The sequence below is a fragment of the Pseudoduganella sp. GW821-FHT12E03 genome (assembly GCF_058807115.1).
In genome coordinates this window covers 479,933-493,184 of sequence record NZ_JBXAQJ010000001.1, presented here as the reverse complement: position 1 = coordinate 493,184, position 13,252 = coordinate 479,933, and the positions used below count along the sequence as shown (strand labels likewise).

Annotated in this window: 5 protein-coding genes; 4 read left to right on the top strand and 1 reads right to left on the bottom strand. The window is 56.3% G+C overall.

Translation table 11 applies throughout. The annotated features are described in order from the left end of the window. Positions 1-125: 125 nt before the first annotated feature. The 4 genes from AC1RRC_RS01885 (at position 126) to tnpC (ending at position 2,875) form a co-directional block, all read left to right on the top strand. Positions 126-428: a hypothetical protein gene (locus AC1RRC_RS01885; RefSeq protein WP_493053548.1), complete on the top strand. Its 303-nt coding sequence runs from the start codon at positions 126-128 to the stop codon at positions 426-428. Between the two features lie 157 nt (positions 429-585). After that, complete coding sequence (gene tnpA / locus AC1RRC_RS01880; RefSeq protein ID WP_493053547.1) at positions 586-957, top strand: IS66-like element accessory protein TnpA; 372 nt, start codon at positions 586-588, stop codon at positions 955-957. After that, positions 954-1,301, top strand: a complete 348-nt coding sequence (gene tnpB / locus AC1RRC_RS01875) for an IS66 family insertion sequence element accessory protein TnpB (protein ID WP_493053546.1) — start codon at positions 954-956, stop codon at positions 1,299-1,301. The genes tnpA and tnpB overlap by 4 nt, the downstream gene beginning before the upstream one ends. Before the next feature lie 29 nt (positions 1,302-1,330). Next, on the top strand, positions 1,331-2,875 hold the full coding sequence (tnpC, locus tag AC1RRC_RS01870; RefSeq protein WP_493053545.1) for an IS66 family transposase: 1,545 nt from the start codon (positions 1,331-1,333) through the stop codon (positions 2,873-2,875). 918 nt (positions 2,876-3,793) lie between these two features. Here tnpC and AC1RRC_RS01865 read toward each other — a convergent pair. Further along, a complete protein-coding gene (locus AC1RRC_RS01865) occupies positions 3,794-13,195 on the bottom strand; it encodes an NBR1-Ig-like domain-containing protein (protein WP_493053544.1) in 9,402 nt (3,133 codons plus the stop codon). Between the last annotated feature and the right edge of the window lie 57 nt (positions 13,196-13,252).

Below are 13,252 nucleotides of genomic sequence, written 5' to 3'. Positions count from 1 at the left end.
GCTGGACTCGCCACTTGGCACCAACATAGGGCCCATGTTGGGCTTTGAGGTCACAATCTGTGACCTCAAACACGGCAGGCTGCCGCCGCTATGCGCCACAGTGGCCGCTTCCGCCCCCCCATAGCATGCGCACCTACCGCCACCTACTGCGACAATTGGCCGAATCACTGCAACTGTGCGCGCCGGACAACGATGTCGAGCGCCCGTTGATCCAGTCCTTCATCGGCACCGAACTGAGCGCCATCGGGCTGGGCGCCGATCTCTTCGACGAGCAAACCCTGCACATCGCGCCGCATGCCGTGCAGGGAAACCTGCGCCTGTGTGGCAACTTGGTGCGATCACCCAGCGCATCGTCCTGCTGCGCGGCCACAAGGTCTTGCTCGATGCCGACGTGGCCGCGTTCTGCTACGTGGAAACGCGCCGACTGAACGAGCAGGGTAAGCGTCCGAGTCCTGCCTTGCCGCACCCGCCGATACTTTACTGGTGTTTTCCGTGTCGTTCGGTAAGCGTCGACCCAGTACCGTCTGTACGTAACCAGTAGCCTCTGCCAAAGTAGTTCCCGTTATTTTTCTAGCGGGAACTACAGTGGACACCGAAGTGGAGTCGGGCAATCGTAAAGGGCGTCCAAATTATTCGCGTGAGTTTAAGCATCAGCTTGCAGTGGCGGCCTGCGCTCCTGGCGTATCGGTGTCGAAGCTGGCTTACGACCACGGCATCAACACCAACATGCTGTTCAAATGGCGTCGCGATCTGCGTGCGGGTTTGCTGACCGGATCTGCAACGGAAAATACAGCGCTGCTTCCGGTTGTGGTGCAAGCGGCGGCGCCGGCAAAGAGGTCAAACAGCATCTCACGCGCGGCTACGATCGAGATCACCATTGCCGACGCCACCGTGCGTGTGGGCGCCGGCACGGATGCTGCGTTGCTGCGACTTGTACTTCAAAGCCTGCGCGCATGATTGGCCTTCCCGCCGGCACTCGGATCTGGCTCGCCGCCGGCGTCACCGATATGCGTGCCGGCATGAACGGACTGGCGGCGAAAGTGGAGACCGCGCTGGCCGAAGATCCATTCAGCGGCCATGTCTTCGTCTTCCGAGGCAGACGTGGCGACATGATCAAATTGCTGTGGTGGACCGGTGATGGCTTGTGCCTGCTGGCCAAGCGACTTGAAAAAGGTCGCTTTGTCTGGCCGCAAGCCATCAGTGGGACGGTGATGCTGACGCAGGCGCAGTTATCGATGCTGTTGGAGGGCATCGACTGGCGCCGGCCGGAACGCACCTGGCGGCCACAATCGGCCTTGTAAACGTGCCGAGAGTTCCGTAAACTCGGTGCATGCTCACCGCCACCGACCTCCCCGACGACATCGCTGCCCTGAAGGCCATGCTGTTGGCGCGTGACGAGCAGGTGCTGCGCCTGAAGGCGCAACTCGATACCCGCGCTGCTGAAATTGAGCATCTGAAACTGCTGATCGCCAAGCTGCAGCGGATGCAGTTTGGCCGCAGCTCCGAAAAGGTTGAACGGCAGATTGAGCAACTGGAACTGAAGCTGGAAGACCTGGAAGCGGAAACCGGTGCCGCACAGCAGGCTGAACCGGCACAAGAACCGCGTGCACCATCCAAAAAACGTAAGCCTTTGCCGCCACACTTGCCCCGCGATGAGCGCGTGTACCAGCCAGAACACCAGGCCTGCCCGGATTGTGGCGGTGCACTGCGCCACCTGGGCGAGGATGTGGCGGAGCAGCTGGAATATGTGCCCGCCAGCTTCCGCGTCATCCGCCATGTGCGCCCCAAGCTGGCATGTGCCTGCTGCGACGCCATCGTCCAGGCGCCAGCACCCAGCCGCCCGGTGGAACGCGGCATCGCAGGCCCAGGCCTGCTGGCGCATGTATTGGCGGCCAAGTACGCCGACCATCTGCCCTTGTACCGCCAGAGCGTGATTTATGCCCGGGAAGGCGTGGAACTGGACCGTTCGCTGCTGGCCAACTGGGTCGGCGCCTGCCACACCTTGTTGCGTCCGCTGGTCGATGCTGTGCAGCGCCACGTGTTTGCCGCCACCAAGCTGCATGCCGACGACACGCCAATCCCGGTGCTGGCGCCGGGTAATGGCAGCACCCGCACGGCACGGCTTTGGACTTATGTGCGTGATGACCGCGACAGTGCCTCGGATGTGCCGCCGGCTGTGTGGTTTGCCTACTCGCCGGACCGCAAAGGTATCCATCCGCAAACCCATCTCGCTCAATTTAAGGGCGTGCTGCAAGCCGATGCGTATGCAGGCTTCAACGCCATCTTTGAAACCAACCAAGTGCAGGAAGCAGCTTGCTGGGCGCATGCCCGTCGCAAATTCCATGATTTGCATGCCGCGCGGCCATCGGCTATCACCACCGAAGCGCTGACACGGATCGGCGCCCTGTACGGGATCGAGGCCGAAGTGCGCGGCAAACCACCGGAACAGCGATGTCTGGTGCGACGGACGAGAGCACGGCCACTACTCAATCAACTAGAGCAATGGCTCCGCGCCACGCTCGAAACACTATCGCGGAAATCCGATACCGCTGCCGCCATCATGTATGCCTTGAAGCTATGGCCGGCGCTGACGCGTTACTGCGACGACGGGCGGATCGAAATCGATAACTCGGCAGCAGAACGGGCGCTGCGCGGCATTGCGCTCGGCCGCCGGAATTACCTGTTTGCCGGCGCTGACAGCGGCGGCGAACGGGCCGCCTCCATTTACTCCCTGATCGGTACTGCCAAGCTCAATGGCATTGATCCCGAGGCTTGGCTGCGCCATGTGCTGGCACACATCGCTGACCATCCGGTCAATCGCGTCGACGACTTCCTTCCCTGGAACTGCGCACAGCACCTCGCGCTTGGCAAATAATGCATGCTGGCCTGCGGCCAGCCATCAACTAAACTGCCATCGCGCACAATACGGTCCTAAATGGACGCTTACGTCGTTCGTCGGACAGCCAGCCATGCACACCCCCGTGCGCGCGCACGATGACTCCCATCCCCGCTGGGTGCATGTTGTTCACACACGGGGCACCTACCTGTCGATTCAGGATTTACTGGCAAGACGGAGATTTTTCAAACACAAAAAAACCAAACAGAAGCGATCAGGCTTGGAGTCTGTTTGGTCTCGTCCTTCATCGTTCCCGTTGTCTCGCGCCCTGAACACTGGCCTGATCTGGCAATGTTCAGAACGCGAGCAGTGTGGTTGGCACTAAACGGGTTCGTAGAAGAGTGCAAATTGCTTTGCATCTCGTGAACTATTTTTTGGATGTCGCGGCCGATTGCAAAAGATTTTGCAATCGGCTACTTCCCCAATTTCTTCTTGATGATTTGATGAGTTGAATGAAAGCCGCTCGACGAATTACCCAATTGCCGCAAAGTCTCCAATTGCTCGCTTGTGACAGGGGACACGCCAAGCCAATCGAGACTTGGTGACCCAACGCTTACGTAGCAGCCAGTCATGGCGGCATTAAAAACATCTCGTTCCAACAGAGTCAGCGTTTCGCCACTCTCCGCAGGAACGACTACCCGACTATTAGATGGTTCAAAGGTTATGGCCTCTTGCAAAGCCCGGACCCTTGGCCACCAGTCGCCCTCAATCGGAACTAACTCGAACGCGCGGAAGAGCCGAGACCTTGAATCACCCAGCGATGAGAATCGCACGCCAACACCAGATGGAAACAATGCGAACCCCTTTTGCGGGCCATCGTAATAATCAAACGCCACGATCAACACAAATCCAGGGTCGCCTCGCATTCCCGAAGTCGAAGAAAAATCATGAAGTAGTCTATTTGAAGAGTTCATTCCAAATCCTTGCAATTTCTGAGGTAACTGGCTTTGGAATCTCGACAGTATGATGATTCATGTCTTTGCCCGTCTGCGTCACTTTAAAACCTGCTGCCTCGACAGAACTCTGCGTGGCGCTTCGCACCACTTGCCCTTCTTTTGCCGCAGCACTTGTGCTCACCGAAACGCCATGTTTTGAGAGCACGTTCTCTGCGGCCTGTGCCTGAGTCTCCAGCAATTTCTTAGAGTCATTTGCGCCGCGCCGGAAAAGTAGCTTTTCGCCTTCGACGGCTGCATCGCCAACTTTCCCAAGTTTCGTCAATAATTTCCCACCAGGAAGCATGCCGAGCAAAATCCCGCCGCCCTCAACCGCTCGATTTGTTTCCTCTCCAGTAACTAGATCTTTACCAGTAACGAGCTGGCCAGCAGATTTAACCGAGCCAACGCCAGGAAGCAAATCAAGCAAGGTAGATTGTCCCTCTTGCCCCAATCCGCCGCCGTGATAGCGATTACATTGGCCGCAAGCTGCCGTTCCACTGTTTGCCGCAGCCCCTCCGTGTGGCGAATCATTCTTAGCATACTTCTTTGCCACGTCAGTTACACTTATCTTGCCCTCAGGATTCCAAAATGCCGACTTTAGTTCCGCAGTTTGTTTTTCATCCAAGCCAAGAATTTCAGCCGCCGCCTTGACAATGGCGTTGCCTGCGCGCTCGACCATAGTACATTGAGCAAAACTAATGCGAGAACTACAATTCGCGTCGCTAGCCAACCCAGTCGGGTCGGTCAGATTGGTCGGATTATTCAGCACATAGTTGTAACGATTGTGGTTCAAACCACTGCTCATGTCGTCAACCAACGGATCAACGGACATGAATAAGCCGATCAACGGATCGTACACCCGCCCATTCATGTGCACCAGATCCAACTGGTCCAGCATTTCATGGCCAGTGAATCCCTTATTATCGTCCGTCTTGCCGTCCAGGCAGTCCGGCGTAGTATGGGTCACTGCATCGCGTCGCTTACCCCACGGATCATAGGCCAGTTTGTCGCACAACACGCCCGCTTCATCGGTAATTGCCACCGGACTACCCAGGCGATCGACATGACGCCAGCGCAATTCCGTCGCCTTCCCTGGCTTATCCACCTCCAGGCCCAGCCCCATTGGCCAGTACGTCCTGACGATCTTTTCACCGTTTTTATACTCGACCTCCTGTGCACCGGCATAAATTATGCGGCCATCATTGCGCTCCTGGTTGGTACGCTGATGCTCCGGCCCATAAGTGAACTCGCTCCAGGTGCTGCCTTTCGACATTCGCAGCGGCATATCGAAGCTCTTCCAGGTCACCTCGCGGCCCAATGGAGCTTTCGTCAGGTTGCCGTTGTCGTCATATTCAAATGCACCAAAACCCTCAATGCTCTGCACCGCATGAGGTCGTACCGCGCCAGCTCCGCTCGGCAGATAATTGAATTGTCCCGTGCCAACTCCTGGCATGCTGACCCGGCGGCCGTCTTTATGGTATTCAAAACGCCGCTCCTGGCCCATCTCCGTCAGCTTCGCATAAGACAGCCGGCCCACCTCATCGTATTCGAAGTGTTCAGTAAAACTGCTGCCATTCCAACTCTGCGTGCGTTGACGAACACTGCCCACCGCATCAAAGGTATACCCCTCTTCCAAGCGCCCTTCCCCATTTGACGCCAACACTTTGCCGTCGAAAAAGCGGCCGGAGTACACGTTATACTCGCGCGTTTGTACCAAACCATTACCCAGCACGGCCTTCCGCAAACGATTGGCAGCATCCTGCTCCTGAACCTCCCACAGTTTCAGGCTGCCGCGCTCAACGGTCGCCAGGTAGCCATAGCCGTTGTAGCGCATATCGAAACGTTTGGCCGGATCGGTACCACGCTGGTACGTCTGCGTGATGACCCTGCCCCAGTCGTCGTAATTGGTCGTGCTCGTATAGACGCCATCACGCAGCGACTGACTGATCATCTTTGGACGGCCAACGCTGTCATAGGCATGTACGCGGCGGTAATCCTTGACGGACGATGTACCGGTATAGGCTTCCGTCAGTTGGCCTTTGATTGCCGTATCGTATTCCCAGTAACTCTTCAGGTCCGGTTCGTAACGCGCCGTCATCCGGTCAAGTTCGTCGAACTCCATTGTGACTTCAGTACCGGCTGCACGTTGCTTGGGAGTCGTTTGCTTCCAAGTACGACCAAGCGCATCGACACCATACTTTACGATACCCAGATTCGGATCATTCAGTTCGATCTTCCGTCCCAGCAGATCGTATTTCACGAAAATCTCATTACCACTCGGGTCGGTTGTCTTGATCAGGTTCCCGAACCCGTCATACTCGAATTTCGTTACGCCGCCTTTAGCATCATGTATTTCCTTGATCTGCCCCATCACGTTTCGCATTTCCGTGCGCGAATGGCCACGTGCATTGGTCAGGATACGTTTCAGGCCCTGATACGCGGTTTTCATTTCCGACGGTGTCCCTGCCTCGTCATAGACGTAGTTCAGCTTTTCGCGGCCCTGTTCGTCGTACTCCCGGCCACTTGCACGCTTGGCATCCTTACCGTAGTACTCTGGATGACTGATCCAGCTTGGACGCCCCATATGGTCATAACCCTGGTCCACATAAGTACCTTGGCCATTGAATGCGATGGACGAGGTTCGCAACATATGCCCTGCACTATCGGCATAGGTCAACTGCGGCACCGCAATGCGCGTAGCGCCACGGAACTGCTCAACGATCTGCACAGTTGCGGCATCGGTGCGTTCCGGACAATAGCTGTAGCACTGTTTGAGGTACACACGCATTTCATTGCCATCGGAGCGTTTTTCCTTGCGGATGCGGCCAAAGCCGTCCACTTCCCAGCTTGCCGCCAAATTGTTAGCGTCCAGCAAGCTAATTCGCGCCCCGGTGGCCGGATCATGCGCATAAGTCTCCTTATGCAACTTCGCGTTCGTGGCTTCGGAAGGATAGCGGCCCTTGGTGTCATATTTCGTGGTCGCCGTTCGCATGCGCACATTGCCCTGCGGGTTTTTCCAGGTCTGAGTCTTCGTGCTGACCAAGCCGAATGCATTGCCGGTGCGTCCATAGGTCGTACGCACTTCATATTCTGCTTTACCCTGCTCCACAACTTCTTCCCGCAGCAAACCGTTATCGCGGTCATAGTCATACTCGATGCGGCGCGTCTGCTCTGTACTGCCAAAGGCAGTCCTGCTGGTATCGACCAGCGTCACGCGCCCGATAATCCACTTCGCTTCATCGTTGTAATAGCGGTTAATGACACTACCGCGCCATACTTCGCCATCGCCAGCGCTGGTGACATCCTGTTGGGTTAAATTGCCGTAGTTGTCACCATAAGTATTGACCGTTGTGTAGGTACCGATCGGATACGACGGTCCGTCGCTGCGCGTCTGCAGGGCTGTCCCGACATACGGGAAAAACGTCACCGCTCCGTTGGCGGCATGGCTGATCGGCTTGTACGTCGGTGCATTTGTTGCCATCGACAACACATGGCCACTGCTGTTGCTGACTTGCGTCGAGCGCACCATGCCCGTATGAGGCCATTGGTGGCTGTACTTGACAGTCGTTGTCAGGCCGCTCTGCTCATCCTTGGCAATCACCGTACCGAAGCCCAGGGAACCGCGGCCAGCGACGTCGATCGCCGCATCGCTGTACTGATAAGCGATACTACGCGTGCCAGCCACGCCGTTACCAGTGTTGAGGCGTGCAACGATCTTACCGGTCTGCGGCGACAAATGCTGCGGATAACTCGCCGTCAGGTCGGTATCACCTGTACGGGTCACGATCCCCGACGCAACGCCATCTGCATACTCCACCGTCGAGACCAGCCCGACGCCATTGGTCACCTGATGAATACGGTCCAACGCCTGCTTGTCCCTTGCTTGGTCCACCGGCGCGAACACTTCCCAACTATAGGTGTCGTTCCAGGTGTCGCCCTCATACTTACCGCTGTGATATTTCACCAATTGGGTCCGGCCAGTACCCATTAAATCCATGAAATACACCGCATCGCGGGGGACGTTGCCGGAGCCCGGTGACGGCAATCCTGGGCCGCTCCAGTCGCGGCACACTATGTTGGCATCGCTCTTATCGTTCGCGGTGGCATCGCCGCTCAGGCGGCACATCTGCAACTGGCCGCTGCGTTGCGGATTATTCGTTGCGTATGACAGCTTCTCCACCAGGATCGAAGGGGCGCCATCGCCCACGAAGTTGCCCACTGCGTGAATCACCGAATACGCGGTATCGCCGCTGCTGGCGGGACGGCCACTGTACTTGGCGCGTACACCGCAGTCAAAACCGCGGCCGGTCGAGATGCAAACCGTCGATTCGGCGCGCTGGTATTTCGGCCCCGGCCCCTGGTTCACTTCGACGAAGCCAAACACCAGGCTGGTGTAGCCCGAACCATTGAAGTCTGCCGACAGCGCGCCCCCTTGGTACGGCTGATCGAAGAAGTATGGGAAACAGCTGTTGTTTTCACCGGTGCAGGGGAAATATTCCGGATAGACGATGTCACGCACTTCCGCCAGCGGCGTGCCCGGCTTGCGGAAGCCAGTAATCGACACCACCGGCTGCGCGTTGTACCATTTGTCTTCAAGTATCGTGCCGTCAACGTCGCTGGAGCGGTAAACGAAATACGGGTTCGTCCAGCGTACGTCATATGGCCTGCCAATACCGGCAAAGTCAACCATCTGGGTAAACGCCGTATAGTCACGCAATGGATCCCGAGGTTCACGGGGATCCGCATGGGAATGATTGAGCACGCGCGTCGGTGGCGACAAGTCATTAAAACAGGCTGCCGTGCCGATGCACAACGGCGCTTGTCCGCTGTTGACCGGGCCATAGTGGGCCGAACGGCCATCGCCGATCACATCGACGACAAACGGCAACCTCTGCTCGTGGTTTTCACCGGTCGAACTATAGCTGTTGTTGCAATCGAAAATAATCGTCGACCCGGGCGCGCCCAACGCCCCCGGCTGGGCCAGCGGTGAGGTGCAGATACGGGAACGCTTGACATTGTTCTTTTCCGTCCATACCAGCACGTCCAGGGCGCCATCGCCATTAAAGTCCCCCACATCCAGCACGGCGAAATCCTCTCCCGTGCTCAGGCGATAAGTGTATGTATCAAAGCCGGTAGCGGCCTTGCCCGTATTGCGGTAGTAAGCGTACTGTGGCCGCAACGTCCCTGGTGCAATCGGGTTGGCGTATATTTCGTATGGATACGATTCTGCGGTCAAGGTACGCGGTTCAGGCGAAGCGACGCGCTTTTCCAGCACGTCACCGATACCGTCGTTATCGAAATCGCTAAACGCGAAAAAATCGGCACGCAGCGCGTACCATTTGTCCGAACCGCTCTTTCTATTGGTCGTTAATTTGGGCGCGTTAGCCCACTTGCCGATCGGCACAAAACCGGGCGCCTTGGTCGCATCCGGCTGCCCCCATTCAAATATTGTCTTCGGTAGGCATTCCAGCCCCCCCGTGCCCGTGTTGCGCGCACAGGCTTCCACGGTCGTCAGGAGGCTACGCCCGCTGCTTTGGCTCAAGTCATAAGTGAATGCATACTGGCGCACCATGTTGGGGTCCAACAGCTGGCCTTCCAGGTTGTCGCCAACGTACGTCGTTATCTGTCTGACGCGTAAGCGCAGGTCGCGGCGCGTCTCATCCAGATAGCGCGTCCAGCTATCAGGGCGGTCAGCGTAAGCAATATATACGGCCGCATGCGGCTTCTGGCCGTTACCGCCGTAGCGAATCGTGTGCAGCCAGTGCTCGCCCGTGCCATCGCTCTGGCTGTACTGGTATTGCATCCAATTGCCGCTCCGGTCGCTGGTTTTATGCAGCGCCCAGGACTGGGCTGCCGAACGGGCAACCAGCTTGTCCAACTTCTTGCCTTCGGCATAGCCGGCATAGGCAATCACCTTGGCCGAATCGTAGCCGTACAGCATGATGCGGCCATCCTTGCTTTCAACCTTGAAAGTGCGCGCATTGATAGGGCCTTCCGCTGTAATGCGGCTAAAACTGTCAATTTCGGTACGGAATTCGGCACCTGCTGACCAATAATTCTCATCGGTCAGCGCTTTATTAACAAGTACCAAGCGCTGACCATCCAGACACAGGCGATCGCCATTGGTAAACCCGATGCGGTCGTTAACCTCGTCCTGTGCAATGGTTTTGCCACAGCGGTGAATGCTCGACAGACCACTCAGGCTCCAGCCCAGTCCCAGGATGCTGTTCTGCGCCGAACTGCTGTAGTTGAGCGACAGGTTCGGCTGCAGGCCCGCCGTACCCGGCGGTACCACGATTGGAATACTGTAGCTCGCCGCACCGGAAGCGGACACGCCAAGTTCACCCGGCAACGTGCCGGCATCCGGATCAGTCAAGTGAGGCGGCGCAATGCCGACGCTAGTCAACGTATTCGGAACCGTACCTCCTGCGCCAGTTCCACCAGTACTCCCTGTCCCGTCAGCCGGCGGCACGGTAGCGCTGGCATCATCCAGCAACAACCCAAAAATCGCATCAAGCGTCGCCGCCAAAACCGCCGGATCAGTTCCAGGCACCGTCGGCGTCCCAGGCGTGCCGCTACCAAGGTAGAACTCCCGCTCTTCACTCGTAATAGTGAAATCGCCCGAGCGTACTCGCGCATAGACGTGATAAGGCTCTGCCCGTGGAACAAGGCCCGAGTGGTTTACGATATGCAGTCCATCGCTTCCAAGCTCGCCCGATACCCAGTTACCCTCAATATTGAACGACACTTCAGCAGGCGACGTGTGCCCTGTGACCCTGGCAGAAATAAATACAGGATTCGCCGTATACGTCTTCTTGTTATCAGGCGTAACAATGCCAATGCGCAGCGTCCCCGGCACATTGCAGGTACGGTCATCGCACGCCAGAATGGTCGATACGGATCCCGCTCCCAATGCCTTCACGTAGAGAGCCCTGCCTGGATGCGTCTGGGTAGCGCTGGAGAGATCGAACGTAAATTGCTGCACATTTGCAGTAGTGCCGCACTGGTCCTGGATTGCGCGATTAGAGGAAGCCGCGACGATTGCGGTACTGGCGGTAACAGGCAACTGCTCGCCTCCCAGCGCTGGAGGGGCATTGACGAAAAGCTGGTAATTCTGCACCAGCGATGCATCACATAGCCAGCCAGTCAACTCCGGCACACCGGCTGCGTTCAACCGAACGCCGGCAACCTTGCCCTTCAGGATATTGCCTGAAACGTTCACGACAATCGGTGCGGAATCAGTCCACTTGGTATCGCTCTCGTAGGCCCTGGCCAGAATATGATAACTGCCGCTGTAAAGCGTAATCAGCTCATTCAGGGCAAGCAGTTTCGCCGAGCCCTGCACAACCTTTAATGGCGTCGCGCGATAGCTTGCTTCGTCCGGATATCGGACGAGGATTGCCAGCTTGCTTACCTGCCCGGTGGTTACCTCAGCTGAAGCATTGATCGGGATATTAGCGGCAGTTCCTGGCGCCACGCTCTGGTTGGTATTAGACGCCGTGAACGTCATCGTCACCGGGGCTTGCGCCGGACCGACCGGAACCAACGTGTCCGGTGTCGCATCACCAAACCAATCCCCGTTTTCTTCGAGCATACGCCAGGCAAACGGATAACTGCCGGCAACGGCCGGAGCCTTGATATTGAATGTAAAGGTAAATTCTCCGCGCGGCGGAACGGCTTGGGTCAACAGTACACGCCGCTCTGAGCGCCAGACCTCATTGTCCCCGACAGCGCCGAGGGCAAAGCCAGTACTGGTTGCTGTGTCATAGGGTTTCCAAGTCGTTGTGCCGACATTCCTCATCGTCACTTTGGCTGAATATTGCCCACCAGCGGCCATATTGGAAGGCAAATCAGTTGCCACCCGCTCCGCTTTATTGAGCGCGACAGGCAGTTCCACATTTCCCGAATTATTCAGTTTGCCGGACACTTTGCCATCAGCGGAAACCCCATACACGTACAGTTTCCGGCCACCATGCTGTTTTTGGTAGTTTGTCAGATCGATACTGAAACGGTATTTTGCGCTGGCGAAGCCACACTCGAAGGCCAAATCCTCACCGCTGGGATCCTCTGTTACCTCTTCGGGGACGGCGACGCCTACGCCAATTTCGCCCCCAATATAAACGTGCACCCGGGTGGAATTGGAATCACCGCGATTACAACTCCATCCCGTGACGGAAGGATATGGCGCCGATATTGCAATCCCCTCCACGTTACCCCGGATGGCGGATTTCAGCGGAGCAATGCTCCAACGGCCCGAATTTTCTATTTCACGTAAAACTCCATCCCCCCGATCAGCATAGGCGCGCAAAATACGCCCGGAGTACTTTGCAACCTGATCACTGATATCAACACTCCACCGGTGCGTCGGTTTCGGATTCTCTATGTCAGAAGTTCCACATTGCGTAGCCACTGCCGATTCGTGCGATTCTTGGGTAACAATATCCGCCTTGGTAATTATTTTATCGCCAATATCATTGCCGGTACCAGCATATAAATGCACCTTGGCCGATTGACGAGTACCAACTTCGCAAGCCCAACCACCGACTCTGCCATCCGCGGGTTGATCAATCGCCCCTTTCACATTACCAGACGCTACCACAACACTGGAAACAGTGATGCTATTAGATGAACCAGCAGTCTCCCCGAACTTTGCCGATCTGCTTCCCTCATACATTCGCCAGGAAAAAGGATAAACTCCAGCACTGGTTGGCGCTGTCACCTCAAATGAAAAAGTAGTTTCCTTTCCGGGTAAAACATCTCCTGAGACAGGTTTTCTGTCCACACCCCATGGCGAACTAAATTCCGCATCGTTCAGCCCAAGGTGGTGTCCACCCGTGAATACAGGCGCCTTCCAGGTGCGCGTGCCCGTGTTCTCGAATGTGAATGAAACAGTATATTTTTTCCCGGCCTCCATTACTGACGGAAAAACAGCCGACTTGAGTTTCGCGCCGTTAAATGTAACTCCGGCCGTATAAAACACTTGCGAACTAGGCAAAGGTATTTCTGTATTCGTTCCCCAATCCTGCGCGGTGACCTCTATCTTTCGTCCGGGATAAGTACCTGGTTGAATATATGCGCTCCAACTGTGCATATTGGTCGCTGTATTGCATTCCTGATCATGACTCTGCCCCGGCTCGTCCGTTTTGCTGGAATACTGGAAAGCTATCAGTTTTTGTCTATCACCCTGCCCATCCACAAAATAGACATAGATGGGGACATCCCATCTAATACCAACGAAGCACGCCCAGCCCTTCAGTATGTCTTGGTTATAACTTGTTACCGCGCCCTTCAACACGCCATTTTCCACACCAAAAGACAGCGTGCTAAAAAACGAAAGAACAAAGAATATAAAAACACGAAGCATAATGAGGCTTAATCAAAAAAAATTTCGTAGAAATAGTACCAAGAATTGCTCAATTTC